The following is a 16,162-nucleotide window of genomic DNA, read 5'->3' as shown; positions in this document are numbered from 1 at the left end:
GACTCCGGGGACCTCGACACGCTTCGCGGTCTCGGGCATGGTCGAGGCCGATCACGTCGTCTCCCCCTGGCCCCATGACCCTGCAAAGGGGTGGCCCCATGACCCTGCGACGTGGCACAACTCCGCGGGGAAGTCGAATACCTGTTGCCGTGTCGCGATCATGCAAGCTCGACCAAAACCCGCTTTACGACACCATCGTCCGAAGGCCGTTTTTCGGGCTCCTCTTCCCCGAGCACCGCGGTGAGCAACGCTTCCCACTCAGCTCTACTCGGCCGTCGCTTAAACTCGACCTGGTACTGCGAGACCACCTCGGCCATCGCGTCGGTCAGAGCGTCAAGCGGACCGTCACCAATTACATCCTGCGTATTTTCGACCTTCCACCATCCCATAGATCTACCTCGGATATAGCCGTGGGCTGAGCATCGTTTCTGTGGCTTGGACCATAGTCGGTGTCGCAATCGGCGCGGTAGACGAAATCGACGAGCCGGCCGTATTGTAGATCAATCTCCCTTCGGCGTGCGCTTGCTGAATCAGGGAAGTTTCCAGCGCTCGTGCTTGCGGCAAGGGAAGCGGCTCCGAGATGACTTGCATGCCGCGGAAAGGGCCTTCCGGTTTTCGTGCATGCTGTCCAAGCCGGCTCACGGGGTGCTTGGAAATTCCATAATAGACTGGCTGCCCAAGATCGTCCACGAGCTGGTAGACGAAGGAGCTCGCGCTTGCTCCTCCCCTTATGGCTCCCGCCGCAGCCGCGGACTCTTCTGCGAGCGCTCCCAGCCCCCTGCCCGCACCGTATACCGTTGCCGCGCCGAGGAGGATCGCCTTCACCCCCGCCGAGCCCGCCGCCCGATAGTCGCCCCGATCGATGGCGAGCGCCGTGTCGGCCCCGTTGCGCCCAATCTCGTAGAGCGGGTTGACGGCGTTGATCGCGCCGAGAACGCCGGCTGCCTGGTAGCCGTCCCACATCGCGCGGCCGTGCTGGTAGGCGCCGTAACCGCCGAGCGTCATCGCATTCAGGACCAGCGATTGTGCGAGGCCGAGCGCCAGCTCGCCCGTCCCCGCGGCAGCGCCGAGCAAGGTGCCGCCGACCAGGCTGGCGGGGCTCGTGGCCTCCGCCGACGACAGCACCGGCTCGGGCACGAAGCCCGAGCTGGTCCCGACCACGCTGACGTCGATCGGCGCCACGGCGCCGCCCGCCTCGGCAGCCATGGTGTTTGTATCGGCGTCGGCGCGCGCCTCGTGCTCCGAGGATGGAAGGACCAGCTCGATTTCGATCGGCGGCAGGCCGAGCTCGTCCGAAGTGAACTCCGCGCCGGCCGGCAGCGGTGAGCGAGCCCCGTCCTCCGGGAGCGCTTCCTGAAAGCCGCCCGGGTCGACGTAGGCGAGCGGGTTGTTCAGCACGTAGCTGTACGGATTCCAGCTCTGCCCGAAGGACGGGAGCGACACGATCGGGTCCGTGGTCAAGAACCGCCCGACCCTGGGATCGTAGAGCCTGCCTTTCATGTTCACGAGCCCGAGCTCGTCGTCGCTCTCGTGCCCGGTGAACCCCTGCGTCGTCTTGCTGGCGAACGACGCTGGCGCGGGCTCTCCCCAGACGGGGTTTCTCCGCTGCCCGAACGGATCGTAGCTCCGCCGCTCGATCACGCCGCCGTCCTCGTCGGTGAGCGCATCGACCGAGCCGAGGTGGTCGACGTGCACGTACCGTGTGCCGTCGTCCGAGCCTCCCCGGGTCACGATCGCCACGACCCGCTCCGGCGAGTGCACGTGGTACCGGTGCTCCACAATGCCCGACGCCGCATCGGTGACCCGCTCGTACAGATCGCCGAGGTAGAGCGTCTCCTTCTCGGGTGTTGTCTTGCGGATCCGCTGCTGGTCGCCGTCGTAGGCGAACGTGACCGTGCTCGCGCCCTGCGTGATGCGCTCCGGCAGGTCGAATGGCATATAGCGCACGGCCGTGCCGCCGGGGCGCGCGATCTGATTTCCGACAGCGTCGTAGCCGAAGCTGCCCGTGACGAGCGCTGCGCCGGTGACCGCGTGCGGGTGCAGCGGGTCATCGTAGGAGAGCGTTCCGACGTCCGACTTGAAGGTGAGATTGCCGTTCGGGTGGTAGTCGTACCGGAGCGCGCAGGGCGCCGACGCGCGCTCGACCTCGCCGAAGTACGCGCAGTTCAGCCGCTGGAGCGGGTCGTACCGGAAGCGCTCCGTCGTGTTCTCGGGCTGGAGCGCGTCGGTGCGGCGCGTGAGATTGAGGAGATCGTCATACCCGTAGTCCAGGTCTTGCACCTCGGCCGCGCCGCTCTGCGTCACCACGTGTCCGAGGCGCTGCTTGTCGGCGTGGTAGCTCCGCGTCGTGACCGCGCCGTTGCCGAACACCTCCTCTCGAAAGCGCCCTGCGTCGTCTACCTCCGTCAAGCGCCAGTACGCGTCCTTTGTCTGGCTGTCGCGCACGGCGAGCACGTGGCCGTGCGCGTCGTGATCGTGGGCCACCACGAACGACGCCGCGCCGGAAGGCGCAGGATACGTGACCGTATCGATACGACCGAGATCGTCGTAGTCCAGCCTGGCTTCCAGGGGAGCACCCTCTCCGTCGATGCGGAGCGTGATCGTCTCGATCTGGCCGAAGCGGGTGTACCCGTACGTCTTGTCGGCATCCGGGCTCGTCAGCGTGTGGAGCTTGCCGATCCCGTGCGCCGCCGTGTCCCAGGTCCACTTCGTCGTCCGAAGCTCGGCGCCGTGCCGGTCCACGCGCGTGTCGGGCCGGCCGAGCGCGTCATGGCCCCACGTGGTCTCGCGCCCGAGCGCATCGGTCGACGACATCAGCTCGCCGAAGCCGTCATGGATCGAGCGCGTCGTACCCCGATCGGGGTCGTCGAGCTGCCGGATGCGGCCGAATGCGTCGCGCGTCATGCGCGTCACCGCGCCGCCCGGATCGGTGACCGTGTGCAGCATGCCGAACGGGCCGTAACTGTAACGGGTGATCCCGTCGGCTGCATCGGTGATGGACTCGGCTCGCCCCAGCGGATCCTGCGCGGTAACGGTCACATGGTCGAGCGCGTCGGTGACGCGCACGAGCAAGCCATCGTACTCGGTCGTCGTGACCGCGTTCCACGGCGTCGTGACGCGCACTTCGCGGCCCACGGCGTCGTGCTCGTAGCGCTCGTACAGCCTCTCGCGCTCGGGCGTATCTTCGCTGACCGGCACCGAGCGCTGCGCGATGTGCTCGCCCAGCGCATCGAACCCGATCTCTTGCATGATGCGCTTCGTCTCGCCCGAGCCCTGCGCCGCCTCCGGCTCGGGCCCGTACCACCACCGCCGGATCTGGCGACCGAGGCTGTCGAATTCGATCGTGTCGTCGGCGCCGCCGGTCGTAGTGCTTCGCTCCGTCACGCGCCAGGCGTCCTGGTTCGGTCCACCGTCCTTGGTGCGCGACAGCGCGACCGTCGTGGTGGTGCCGTCCGGGCGCGTCTCGACGCCGAGGCGCCCGAAGCCGTCGACCTGCCACTCCGTGACGAGCTGATTCGGATCGATCCGCTTGAGGAGCACGCCGAGCGCGTCGTCGTACTCCACGATGGTCGTGTGCCCGGCCGCATTCACGTATTTCTCGGGGAAGATGCCCTCGTCGTCGAGGTCCGTGCTGGATGTCCGCCGGTGGTCGAAGGCATCCTCCGCGGTGACGCCGGTGATGTTGCCAAAGTCATCACGCGTGTAGGTGAGCTTCAGCTTCGTGTCGGGCAGACCGTCGTCGCTCTCGGTGGACTCGGTGTCGACCTCGCCGTAGATCGTCGTGGTCCGCGTGAGGGTCCGGCACTGGGATATCCCGGCTGCGGCGCTGCACTCCTCCTGCGTCTCGAGCTGGCCGAGGACCCAGCGCTCGGTGTCGTTCTTGAACGTCCGCGTGACGTTGAACGTGAGGTCGACGCCGCTCGTCGAGACCTCCTCGGCGCGCACGTTGCCGAGCTCGTCGAACTCGGTCACCTTCGACACCGAGTCGCGCAGCAGGATCGCGCCGCCGCCTCCGCCCTCGACCTGCCGCACGTACGTCTCGATCGAGGGCGGCTCGCCGCGCGGGGGCGGAGAGACCCCTTGCGCTCGCCTCACCCGGCGCTCGGTCGGCAGCGTGAAGTACGTCGCGCCGTCGTTCGTCGGAACGAGCGTCCGCTTCACGTCGACGAACGCGAGCTCGACCTGCTCCGGCCTGGGCTGGCTGGGCAGGCCCGGAGCCCAGTGCCACGTCCGCAGGACGCGCCCTGCGAAGGGGAAGACCTGGAGCTCGTCGTCGTATGTGACGTGGTCGTAGGCATGGAGCGTCGCGGCGCCCGTGTCCAGATCGGTGACGATCCGCTCCCCGAACCCGAGAAATCCCCTGCCCAGCCGGTGGTAGCGCCCGTCGCGGTAGCTGACCTCGAAGCGCCGCTGTCGATCCGCGCCGTTGTTGAGCGCGTACGCGCTGACCACCCGGCGAGGGCCCACGACGCAGCGGCGCGGATGGCGGCAGTCGTCCGCCGCGCCGGAACGCGCGACGTAGAGCGGGCTCTCCCGCGCCGGATCCTCCGCGCTGTCGTCCGCCGCCACCGACGCGTCGGTCAGGTGCCCATACGAGATGCTCACGTTGGGCACGAAGCCTGGCTCGGACGGCTCGCGGGCGTTCATCCCGTCGGAGATCGCGACCAGCAGATCCTGATCGGCCGAGAGGCTCTGGAAGATGGTGAACAGGCCGCCGAGCGTCAGGATCACGTCCTGGGCCCCGTCCCCGTTGACGTCGCCGGTGCGCGGCCCGCGTGGATCGGCGAGGGTGATTGCATCGCCGAGGCTGGCCTCGAACGGCACCCGCGGGTCGGCGAGCGCAAACGGCGGTCCCTCGCGGTCGCCCGTCGCCAGCAGAACGGCCCACGATGGCAACGCATCGGAGCCGCCCAGCAGCATGCCCGGAGGGACGGGCATCAAGAGGTCCTGCCGCCCGTCGCCATTGAAGTCGAGCGGCACGGCGAGCCGGAAGAACGCGTCCTGATCCGAGAACCCCAGCAAATCGCCGAAGCTGAACGCGTCGACGGTCCGGAACGGCGAGGTCACGAAGGTCGGCCCCGTGTTGAAGTAGGTGGTGAGCTGGTGGTGGTTGAAGCCGGATTCGATGGCATCGGGTAGGCCGTCGCCGTTCACGTCGAGAAAGACGACGCGGCCCCCGGGGCCGACGACAGGCAGCGCGGTGTCGAACACCTCCCAGCGCTCATCGTTCCGGCGCATGATCGCGTCGTAGCTGGCTCCGGCGAGGACCGACCCGTCACCGAACCGCCTCAAGGACGGCACGACGAGATCGATCTTGCTGTCGGCGTCGAGATCGAGCGTGTGGAGCTCCGTGTCGCAAGGATAGCCGGAGAGCAGCTCGATCGATTCGCCCGTGGGGTCGAATCCCGCGGGCGTCGCGCCGCGCGCGGGCCGCCAGAGGTGGACGGTCCACACCGCAAAGAGCGGCAGCGGTGCCTGTGCGTCGCGGGCGTGGTCCTCGCACTGGATCAGATCCGGCACGCCGTCGCCGTCCAGATCGGCGAGGTGCATCGACGCGCCGGGGCTGCTCAAGCTGGGCGGCGCGGGCGTGACCCGGAGCGGAAACGGCCTGCGGATGCCGGTGTCCTGGAGCGCGAAGGTCCAGTCCGGGCGGGACAGGAGCACATGCCACGTGACCTCGGAACCGTAGACGTCATGGAGCAGCACGTCCGCCCGCCCATCGTCGTCGTAGTCCAGGACCGTCCCGAGCTCCGGCTGTAGAAGGGCCGGATCGGAGGGCCCACTCGCATCGGCGACCGTGGGCCACTCTTCGAGGAAGGCGAGCTCCGCCGGCGCGAGGAAGGACGGCGAGGCGCGGGGCCCGAGGTTCCGCGCCGCCCACCACGCGGTGATCGGGTTGCTCGGTGTGCTGAACCCCGCGACGATGTCCGGAATCACGAGGTCGTCGCGCCCATCGCCGTCGAGGTCGAACACCATCGGGCTCGCCCTCTCGGAGACCGGCTCGTCGATGTCCGTCGTGAGCCGCTTGAACCCGGGCGTGGCACGGCTGTACTGAAACCGCGTGGCGGGCTTGCACACCCCGTCGCTCGCACACTCCTCGATCTGCGTCAGGAGCGTGCGGCGCGTCGCCGGGCTGAGCTCGTAGCCGAACCCGTAGCGCCGGACCAGGGTATCGCCCGGGCCGAGCATCTGGATCTCCTCCAGGCGAAGCGCGCGCTGGAGCGCCATGCCGCCCGAGTAGCCGGTGCGAATCGCAGCAGGGTCCTTCGTTCCATACAGGAAGCGCACCGCCCGCGACGGAGCGAGCGACGGCGTGCCCTCGAAGCTCGTGTAGCGGATCTCGTCCACCGCGTACTCGGCGGCATGGCCGTCCTCCGCCTCGGCGACGCAGTACGCATACGTCATGGCGTTCCCACGGCCGTCACGCGCCTTGTTGGCGAGCCACGCGCGCGGAGCGCCACCCCGAGCGAGCGGCTTGCTGCCCTCGGTGTGCCCGTACTCGACGACACGGCCGTCGGGCAGGTGCGCCTCGAAGAAGAGCGCCTCGGCGGGCGCAGCCCCTTCTGGAGGATAGTGCCCAACCACCTTGACGAAGGTATCCGGGAACGTCCGGTACTCGATGATCCCCGGCGCCTCTCCCACCGGAACGAGGCGCTGCCCATCGAGACAGAGCTTGTCCTCGCCGTCGTACCTCACGCCGCGGATCTCCCCGTCCTGCGCGAGCGTGCTCGGACATCGCGTGATCGCGGAGAGCCCAGCGATGGAGAAGCCGGCGCCGAGCACGCCGTCGCCTCCGTCGCTGCGATAGACGAGCTGGAGCCTTGGTCCCATGCCCGCGCGGGAGGGCACGGTGGTCAAGTCCATCGTGTACACGGCCTCCCCGGTGATCGAGATGGAGAACGTCCCCGGGATCGTGCCGGCGGCGACGGTCTCGACCTCCGGCGCCGGGCGGGGGGTGGCAGGGCCGTGTGCGCCCTGGGTCCGGCAGGCGACGACGCCCTGAGGCGGCTCCAGGGGCGGGCCGTCGAAGATACACTGGCATCCCCCCTGCGCGAGCACGCACGCGAGAAACATAAATGGCGGGATGATCGTCCGGAGAACGCGTCGGAGAATGGGCGCCATCGCAGCCTCCCTCGCACCGAGGAGGCCATGGCACGGCAGCCCGAGTCAACCGCTGTTCTGGAGTCGATATCCCTTGGCTATGATGAGCTCAAGGCATTCGTCAGGGCATCCGTGCCCGGCCGGCATGCACGCGCAGCTGGGATTACGCTGTGTCGATAACGCATTCCGCGGTCCGCGCTGGAGCGCAGCAAGGCGAGACCGAGCGCGCTCCACGAGGCAGCCGGCTGATGTTCTTCCGTACTGAGGTGACCAGCGCCCTACGCGACCGCCACGGACGCGTCACGACGAAATTCTGCTGCTCGTGGCGCGGCCCGGCGCGCGCGGCCGCTGGTCGCGTTCTGGGCGACGCGCCTACCCGGGTGCCATGTCCGTGTCGCACCCATCCGCGGCGCCGACGAGGCGCAGATTTACCAAGTTGACTTCCGGCAGCACGGCGGGGCTCGGGTTCGCGGCGGCGCTGGCGCGGCGCAGCCATCGATGTGCTCAACGCCTTCCGGCATCACGGCGGGGGTCGGGTCACGGGCAGGGGCGCTCTACGCGTACGGCCAGTGCTCAACGCCTTCCGGCATCACGGCGGGGAGCGGGCGGAGCCCCTCGCGCGGGATGCCGCCGCGGACGCGTGCTCAACGCCTTCCGGCATCACGGCGGGGAGCGGGAGATGAGCATCCCGGTGGATTCGCTGGCCGCCGTGTGCTCAACACCTTCCGGCATCACGGCGGGGAGCGGCGGATGCGCCCCCGGCCAAGGAGTAGCGTCACGCGTGCTCAACGCCTTCCGGCATCACGGCGACGGGCGGTGCGGTGATGGGCTACGACGACGACGGGTGGTGGCGGTGCTCAACGCCTTCCGGCATCACGGCGGGGAGCGGCGCCAGAGGCCGCGCACGGTGGACGCGCAGCCGCTGTGCTCAACGCCTTCCGGCATCACGGCGGGGATCGGGTGGTGCAGTACCAGCGCCGAGGCATCCGCCGCACGTGCTCAACGCCTTCCGGCATCACGGCGGGGATCGGCGCGATACTCGTCGCTGTTTCGCCCGCTGGCGAAGTGCTCAACGCCTTCCGGCATCACGGCGGGGATCGGCCTTGTCGTACATGGCGTTGAACTCCTTGTCGGCGTGCTCAACGCCTTCCGGCATCACGGCGGGGAGCGGAACGTCATGATCGCCCGCGACATGCTTCGCCGCTGGTGCTCAACGCCTTCCGGCATCACGGCGGGGAGCGGTCGCCATCGGCTAGGTTGTTGCAGAACAGCGTGATGTGCTCAACGCCTTCCGGCATCACGGCGAGGATCGGTTACATCCAGTGCTTCGAGTGAGGGGGAGGACGACGTGCTCAACGCCTTCCGGCATCACGGCGGGGAGCGGCCGGAGAGTTGCCCGCGGGCCGCGGCTTCGGCGGGTGCTCAACGCCTTCCGGCATCACGGCGGGGAGCGGGGACCGACGCGGCCACGGTGCCCGCGAACGGGATGTGCTCAACGCCTTCCGGCATCACGGCGGGGATCGGCGGACAGCGAGCCCGACGCGCTGCGCGCGCACTGCCAGTGCTCAACGCCTTCCGGCATCACGGCGGGGATCGGTGCTGTGGTGCGTGAGGAAGATGCTGGGCTTGGCGTGCTCAACGCCTTCCGGCATCACGGCGGGGATCGGGACTGCACCTTCATCAACATCCGCGAGGGCAAGCTGTGCTCAACGCCTTCCGGCATCACGGCGGGGATCGGCGACGGGGTGGACGCCTCGACGCCCGACGGTGACACGGTGCTCAACGCCTTCCGGCATCACGGCGGGGATCGGCCGAACATGCAGTACTGGGCGGCGCTGAATGTGAAGTGCTCAACGCCTTCCGGCATCACGGCGGGGATCGGCAGCGCGACGCAGACGGGCTCGGGCGACATCTTCGGGTGCTCAACGCCTTCCGGCATCACGGCGGGGATCGGCCGTCGTCCGCCCAATCGTCATCGCCGCGCTGCTGTGCTCAACGCCTTCCGGCATCACGGCGGGGATCGGCCGCGTGCAACCTGGTCGCATGCGGCGATGTCCCCTTGTGCTCAACGCCTTCCGGCATCACGGCGGGGATCGGATCTCAAGCCCGGGAAGTGGCTCAAGTGCCCGGAATGTGCTCAACGCCTTCCGGCATCACGGCGGGGATCGGCTCGTCGTCCTCGGAGGCCTCGAGCGCCGCAAGGTGCTCAACGCCTTCCGGCATCACGGCGGGGATCGGCCGCGTCGGGTAGCTGGCGCTGAAAGGAACATGAAGTGCTCAACGCCTTCCGGCATCACGGCGGGGATCGGCAGACGTCAGTCGGAAACCGCGTCGCGAATGCGATGTGCTCAACGCCTTCCGGCATCACGGCGGGGATCGGTCGACGCGCATCGCCGGGTGCAGATCTGGTCGCAGTGCTCAACGCCTTCCGGCATCACCGCGGGGATCGGACCCATAAGATGACAGTCGCCGTCGAGGGTGAGGGGTGCTCAACGCCTTCCGGCATCACGGCGGGGATCGGTCGGGGCGCGGAGCGAGCTCAAGCCGACGCAGCAGTGCTCAACGCCTTCCGGCATCACGGCGGGGATCGGAACCGGTGATCGTGAATGGGAGGCTGGTACCATGGGAGTGCTCAACGCCTTCCGGCATCACGGCGGGGATCGGGCGCGATCAGCGCGGCGCAGGTCAGCACGATGATGTGCTCAACGCCTTCCGGCATCACGGCGGGGATCGGATGAGGAGGTCCTGCGCGACGCGAAGCTCGCCTTGTGCTCAACGCCTTCCGGCATCACGGCGGGGATCGGCCATGTGATGCGGATCCAGCGCCGGCGGTAGTCGATGTGCTCAACGCCTTCCGGCATCACGGCGGGGATCGGGACCTCGTCGAAAAGCTCCTGCGGAACGCCCTTGAGGTGCTCAACGCCTTCCGGCATCACGGCGGGGATCGGCCGCGAAAACTGGTCCGGCCCCTTGGTGATATCCGCGTGCTCAACGCCTTCCGGCATCACGGCGGGGATCGGTCACGAGCCGCGTTCAGGTGCACGCCTCGTCCACGTGCTCAACGCCTTCCGGCATCACGGCGGGGATCGGTCGGCAGGAAGCGTCCCACTGACATGGTGCGTTAGGTGCTCAACGCCTTCCGGCATCACGGCGGGGATCGGGGCCTTGGACTTGCGGGGCTCCTGGGCGGCGGTGGGTGCTCAACGCCTTCCGGCATCACGGCGGGGATCGGGTGGTGCATCAGCGTCTTTCGTGGTCGGCGCAATTGTGCTCAACGCCTTCCGGCATCACGGCGGGGATCGGTCCCGCCCTGCCCGAACACCGACTCCAGGTAGCTGTGCTCAACGCCTTCCGGCATCACGGCGGGGATCGGACGCCCGCTGGGCCACGAGAGCATGGGGCGAGGGGTGCTCAACGCCTTCCGGCATCACGGCGGGGATCGGGCTTCATCTGCACCCATCACCACAACGGCGAGCAGTGCTCAACGCCTTCCGGCATCACGGCGGGGATCGGACATCGGCGACGCGATCGACAGTGAAGGGCTTTGGGTGCTCAACGCCTTCCGGCATCACGGCGGGGATCGGAGCGCGGCGAGGACGATGGCGTTCCAATCGAGCTTGTGCTCAACGCCTTCCGGCATCACGGCGGGGATCGGGGTACGCCGCCAGCGCGCGCACCTCGTTCGGGTGGTGCTCAACGCCTTCCGGCATCACGGCGGGGATCGGCGAGACGAGCCGCGTCGTGTTCCAGACGCCCTCCGTGCTCAACGCCTTCCGGCATCACGGCGGGGATCGGTGGGTGGCGGCGAGCACGAGCCCGGGGACTCCAAGAGTGCTCAACGCCTTCCGGCATCACGGCGGGGATCGGACTCGAGTCCCTTCGAGCGATGCACGCTCATCAAGTGCTCAACGCCTTCCGGCATCACGGCGGGGATCGGTTAGGAGTCGACGACGCTCCCGAGTCGCTGGGAGAGTGCTCAACGCCTTCCGGCATCACGGCGGGGATCGGTCTCCGCGGAACGCATGTCCCACATCGAGAGCGGCGTGCTCAACGCCTTCCGGCATCACGGCGGGGATCGGAAGCTCCGCGGGCTCTACCCTGACGCGCTCCACGTGTGCTCAACGCCTTCCGGCATCACGGCGGGGATCGGACCTGGCCACGAGTCGCTTCTCTGCGCGGACTCGCTGTGCTCAACGCCTTCCGGCATCACGGCGGGGATCGGCCGAGGGCGTCCCGTACGACGACCGCGCTGGGCTGTGCTCAACGCCTTCCGGCATCACGGCGGGGATCGGGTGGCGGATGGTCTCGATGTCGAGCGAGAGGATGTGCTCAACGCCTTCCGGCATCACGGCGGGGATCGGGAGGAAAGCGCCGGAGAATAGGATCGGCATACTATCTGTGCTCAACGCCTTCCGGCATCACGGCGGGGATCGGGAGGTACATCGGTTTCCCGCCGGCCGCGGACGCGGAGTGCTCAACGCCTTCCGGCATCACGGCGGGGATCGGGGCCATAACCGAGGCACGATCTACGGCTTTTGCCTGTGCTCAACGCCTTCCGGCATCACGGCGGGGATCGGCCGCAGCCGCGGAGGGGACCGGCCCGCTGGTCTTGTGCTCAACGCCTTCCGGCATCACGGCGGGGATCGGCTGCATGGACGCCTCTACGCGCAGAAAGGCGCGCGGTGCTCAACGCCTTCCGGCATCACGGCGGGGATCGGCGAAGTCGATCGCCGCATCGGGGAGAGGATCTTCGCGTGCTCAACGCCTTCCGGCATCACGGCGGGGATCGGCGCCTAGGTGGCGGCGCCACGAGATTCCTTGGCGAGTGCTCAACGCCTTCCGGCATCACGGCGGGGATCGGCCGCTCGAGCATGCGGGCCAGGATCTCCCCCTGCGAGTGCTCAACGCCTTCCGGCATCACGGCGGGGATCGGCCCGCCCGCGTAACCATCCGTTATTGTTCATCATTTGCGCCACCCACGCAAGCTCCTCCCTTCCCGAACCGGCGGCCACGCCCCGCGCGCATGCCCGCTCCTCGTCCAGCCGCGTCTTCACTCGCATCTGCTGCCACTCACGCACCTCCCCGGCCCTCGGCACGACGTAAATTATCGTAATTACTGGGTTTGAATGTCAAGGACCTGGGCGCGCGGGGCATCGCGCGCCGGTGCATGATCCTCCGCCTCACACGATCCGGAACGGCGGTGGCTCCAGATCGAGCGGCGCCAGGTCTTTGCCCTGAACGGTAACCCTGGTGGCACAGTCCGGGCAGAGGCGGATGAACATCAGGCGGTCCTCCGAGGCGATGAGCCCGGTCAGCTCGAAGCGCAGACGCGCGAGCTCCCGAGCCGTTCCGCGTACGCGGAAGACCGAATACTGAACGGGCTTTCCCCACGCGCTCAGCACCTTGTGCACCTTGCGCAGCGCCTTGGGCTCGGAGACGTCGTACACGACGAGATGCCAGTGACGGGGCTCGGGCATGGTGACCTCTACCGGATTCGGAAGCGTGCGAAGAGCCCCGGCTCGCCCGACCACTCTTTCTCCAGCAGGCGCGCCTCGAGCTCCATCATCCGCGCATAGGACAGGGAAAAACCGAGCACGTCGTGCCGGTACTCCTCGTGCTTGCGGCGCTCGTACACGTCGATGAACGCGCGGCGGCCAACGTCGGACAGCCAGACCTGGCGGCCCGTGACCGCGAAGTCGCGCCCCGCGTCGAACGTCCGGCGGTTGACAGCGCCGAGGACCGCCATGTCGACGACCGGGACCCGGAAGAGCTCCGTCAGATCCAGGGCCAGGGGGAACGCCGCGGAGCGTGGCTGGTGCAACACACCGAAGCCGGGCTCCAGCCCGACCCTGAGGATCGCGCTGAGCACGTCCCGGTAGAGCAGCGTGTAGCCGAAGGAGAGCAGCGCGTTGAAGCGATCCTCCGGCGGCCGGCGAGAACGGCCGCGCGGGCGCAGCGCGTCGCCGGCGTCCGGGTGCACGAGCGCGGCGAGCGCGCTGAAGTACGCGCGCGCCGCGTTGCCCTCCTGACCCATGAGCGACTGGCGATCCATGGCGCGTGCCGCGCGGCGAAGGCTGCCGCGCAGCATCTCGATCGGCTCCTCGATGCCGGCGCGCAACGCGTCGTCCTTGCGCGACGCCCTGAGCACATGACGAAGCTGCATCTCGATCTTCGCCATCACCAGCCGCCGCGCGAGCCCGATGGCGAAGGCGTCGTCCGTCAGCCCGCGGAACTGGCGGATCCTCCGCTGCACCCCCGAGCTCCCGCCGCTGAACACGCCGACGTGCGCCCCGCCGGCGCCGACGAAGTGAACGGCGATCTCCTCGGCGGCGCAGAGCCGGAGCGCCTGCGTGGTGATCTGCGCATGACCGTGCACGACGATGTCGCTCACCTCTCGCGCACCGATGCGCGTGCGCTCGCCTTCGCGCTCCGTCACCTCGAACGCGTCGGAGGAGCGACCGACCCGGGCGCCATGGCTGACGACGTGCAGGGATCGCCGCTCGGTGTCCGGCGGATACAGCCGCACCGGCGAGGGAAGCGCCTCGACCGCCGCACGGCTCGCCGCGGTGGCGCCGCCCGGCGCGAGCACGCCCGGCGGGCCGCGGTCCGCCGCTGGTGGTAACGAGAGGGCCTCCGCCTCCGCGAAGCGCGACTCCTCCGGGAGGCAGACGGGCGCCAGAGAGCAGCGCACGCACCTGCGCTCGTCCTCGGTCACCCGCGGACGGTCGGGAGAGCGGGCGAGCTCTCTCGCGCGCGCGATGGTCCGCACCACCGCGGCGCGCTCCGCCTCGGTGATCGGCAGGCGCACCGTCACGTTGTCCCGGTGGTACCGGATACGCGCCTCGACGACGGGTCTGCCAGCGTGCTCCTCCAGGAGCATCGCGTAGGCCGCGGCCTGGACGGCGTCGCTCTCCCACGCCGCGGGCTCGCCGCCGGCCCCGCGCCGGGCCCGGCCGCGCTTGTGCTCCACCGGGAACAGCTCGCCGCTGCGCCGGCGGAGCGCGTCGACGCGCCCCCGGATGCCCAGCGTCGCCGACTCGAGCGTCATCTCGACGATGTCCCCCGGCTCGTCGAGCTCCGCGTGGAGCTGACGGCCCGCCCACACGGCCTCGTCGGCCACACGGATCTCCTCGACCTCCTCGAGGTAGAAGAGCCGCTCGCAGTACGCGAGCGCGTGGAGGGACATGACGCGCAGGGAGGGCTCGGCGCTTTCCGACGACATGGCAGCTCGCTCACGGGCGCCGGCATGACCATCGCGCCAGCGCTTGCCAGCGATCTTCGGCAGTCGTGTCCGTACAATCCAGTGGAAATAAGAATCACGACCCCGGAATGGCCTGAAACAGGCACTCGTCAGGCTCCCTCGGGGACGCTCATGAGCCTGGCCCAGGGCGGGGATCGTCGATCGGAACGAAGCGCTCCGGCGGAGGCGACCCCGATACCTGCCGCGGCTCCGCGTCGAAACGAAATCGCCGCCAGCGCGTGTGAAACGAGCCCACGTGATCGACCCACGTGGGCAGCTCGACCTCCCCGGCCTCGTCTGGAACCAGCCACCGCCACTGGCCTTCCGGCTGGCTCACCAGGCTCACCGCGTCGACCGCGTCATCGCTGAGGCCCAGGCACACGATGCCGCTGCGCGTGATCGTCTCCGGCGACAGCACGGCCTGCTGGATGCGCTCCTCCAGGCGCGTCGCGGCGGCGCCGCGCAGCGCCGGCGCAGCCTCGCCCGAGCTGTCGATCCAGCAAAGGAAGTCGACCCCGCAGAGCGTCTCCACGAAATCGGGCGCGTTGCCGAGCTTCTCCTGCTTGGAGGCCACGCCGTACTTGTACCGGCTCAGCTTGCGGAGCGTCGTCGCGATGGCCGGCTGGCGCGCGTACGCGAACGCGAGGCGCACCCCGGCGTGACGCGCGCGCGAGCGCTCGCCGACGAGCGACAGGAGCATGCCGTACACCGTCGCCGGCGGCGCGAACGGATAGCTCTCGGCGAACGATCGCGCGTAGGACTTGCGGAAGCTCGCGTACGGCGCCTGGACGTGAACGGTGATCATCCGCCGGCGCCCGACGCGGCGACCGCCGCGAACGGCCCCCCAAGCCTGGCGATGCGCGCCCGCGTCTCCACGCCCGCCGCCGCGATCCCGGGCAGGACGGTGGCGCCGAGCTCCTTCAGCCGCGACCCGGCCTGCGTCGCGGCGATCTCGCCCGCGACGATGAGCTCGCCCGCGGGGACGTCGCCGCTCTGCACGCGATGAAGAAGGCGATCGACCTTGTAGGTCCGGCGGGCCTCGTCGTGATCGAAGCAGTTCTGGATCCGGGACGAGTGCGCGTGCGTGAGCCGGAGGACGATCGACGCCGGCGAGAAATCGTACGCGAAGCGCGCGTGGTTGCCCGCGACCGACGGCGGATCGAGGATCGCGTCGACGAGGTGACCGATGTTCCGCTTGTCGACAACGTCGCCGAGGTTCAGGCCGAACGAGTACTGATACTCGGTCGTGTGCATCTCGGCGCTGTAGAGCGAGAGCTTGTTCTCCGTCTTGTCGCCGCTGACAGCATTGTACGAGAGCTCTCCGCGGTATGGGCGCAGCGAAACAGCCCGACCGACCGCGAGCGGGCTCGGGCGCTTCGTGGTCTTGCCCCTCGCCTTCGGCCTGGCGGCTTGCTTTCCCTTCTTGCCCGTCGCCTTCGCTCCTGAGGCGTCCGCGTCATCCTCCGCTTCGTCACCCTCCTCTTCCTCTCGCTCCTTGGCCGCAGCCACTGCATCCATGAAGCCCATGAGGTCATCATCGACAAAGACCTCTCGGGAAGGATCCCACCCGGTGCGCTTCTCGTCGACATAGACGAGCTTGCCTAAGCCGCCGTCATAGCTGCGGTTGACCCGGAGCCCCTGGAGCTGGAATCGATAGCGGATCGCGAAGCGGATCGCCTCCGCGGAAACGCTCGTGTGGAGGTCGTCCTGGTGGAAGACCTTCTGCAGGGTCGTCGTGTTGCCGATGTTCTCGCCGCGGTTATTGGCTGCGACCGCCTCGCCCGTCAGCACCGTGCCATAAAGATAGTTCGTGGCCATCGT

The 16,162-nt window shown here is 68.8% G+C and carries 6 protein-coding genes and 1 CRISPR repeat array; all 6 genes read right to left on the bottom strand.

The window, feature by feature from the left end; genetic code table 11:
- Nucleotides 1–158: 158 nt before the first annotated feature.
- Nucleotides 159–389 carry a hypothetical protein gene (locus WMF42_RS44860; RefSeq protein ID WP_061606511.1) on the bottom strand — a complete coding sequence of 77 codons (231 nt, stop codon included), beginning with the start codon at nucleotides 387–389 and terminating at the stop codon, nucleotides 159–161.
- 4 nt (nucleotides 390–393) lie between these two features.
- Entirely contained in the window at nucleotides 394–7,122 is a 6,729-nt protein-coding gene (locus WMF42_RS44855; protein ID WP_437689429.1) for an RHS repeat-associated core domain-containing protein, read from the bottom strand.
- A gap of 479 nt (nucleotides 7,123–7,601) precedes the next feature.
- Nucleotides 7,602–12,034: direct repeats of the CRISPR family, unit length 36 nt; unit sequence GTGCTCAACGCCTTCCGGCATCACGGCGGGGATCGG.
- A 247-nt stretch (nucleotides 12,035–12,281) separates the two neighbouring features.
- On the bottom strand, nucleotides 12,282–12,578 hold the full coding sequence (cas2, locus tag WMF42_RS44850) for a CRISPR-associated endonuclease Cas2 (RefSeq protein ID WP_063815964.1): 297 nt from the start codon (nucleotides 12,576–12,578) through the stop codon (nucleotides 12,282–12,284).
- An 8-nt stretch (nucleotides 12,579–12,586) separates the two neighbouring features.
- Nucleotides 12,587–14,323: a type I-MYXAN CRISPR-associated endonuclease Cas1 gene (gene cas1, locus WMF42_RS44845; RefSeq protein ID WP_437689427.1), complete on the bottom strand. Its 1,737-nt coding sequence runs from the start codon at nucleotides 14,321–14,323 to the stop codon at nucleotides 12,587–12,589.
- Between the two features lie 148 nt (nucleotides 14,324–14,471).
- The gene (gene cas5, locus WMF42_RS44840; RefSeq protein WP_437689425.1) at nucleotides 14,472–15,146 is read right to left on the bottom strand and encodes a type I-MYXAN CRISPR-associated protein Cas5/Cmx5/DevS; all 675 of its coding nucleotides are present in this window, start codon (nucleotides 15,144–15,146) and stop codon (nucleotides 14,472–14,474) included.
- A complete protein-coding gene (locus WMF42_RS44835; RefSeq protein ID WP_061612233.1) occupies nucleotides 15,143–16,159 on the bottom strand; it encodes a CRISPR-associated protein in 1,017 nt (338 codons plus the stop codon). Before WMF42_RS44835 ends, cas5 begins: the two co-directional genes overlap by 4 nt.
- Nucleotides 16,160–16,162: the final 3 nt, after the last annotated feature.

The organism is Sorangium sp. So ce176 (assembly GCF_051519835.1).
Taxonomy (GTDB): domain Bacteria; phylum Myxococcota_A; class Polyangia; order Polyangiales; family Polyangiaceae; genus Sorangium; species Sorangium cellulosum_G.
Note: the sequence above shows the minus strand (reverse complement) of the source record. Positions and strands in the feature narration are given on the sequence as shown.

Excerpts from the sequence above, each read along its gene's own strand:
- WMF42_RS44860 (WP_061606511.1), bottom strand. The coding sequence starts at position 389 with ATGGGATGGTGGAAGGTCGAAAATACGCAGGATGTAATTGGTGACGGT.
- WMF42_RS44835 (WP_061612233.1), bottom strand. The coding sequence starts at position 16,159 with ATGGCCACGAACTATCTTTATGGCACGGTGCTGACGGGCGAGGCGGTC.
- cas5 (WP_437689425.1), bottom strand. The coding sequence starts at position 15,146 with ATGATCACCGTTCACGTCCAGGCGCCGTACGCGAGCTTCCGCAAGTCC.
- cas1 (WP_437689427.1), bottom strand. The coding sequence starts at position 14,323 with ATGTCGTCGGAAAGCGCCGAGCCCTCCCTGCGCGTCATGTCCCTCCAC.
- cas2 (WP_063815964.1), bottom strand. The coding sequence starts at position 12,578 with ATGCCCGAGCCCCGTCACTGGCATCTCGTCGTGTACGACGTCTCCGAG.
- WMF42_RS44855 (WP_437689429.1), bottom strand. The coding sequence starts at position 7,122 with ATGGCGCCCATTCTCCGACGCGTTCTCCGGACGATCATCCCGCCATTT.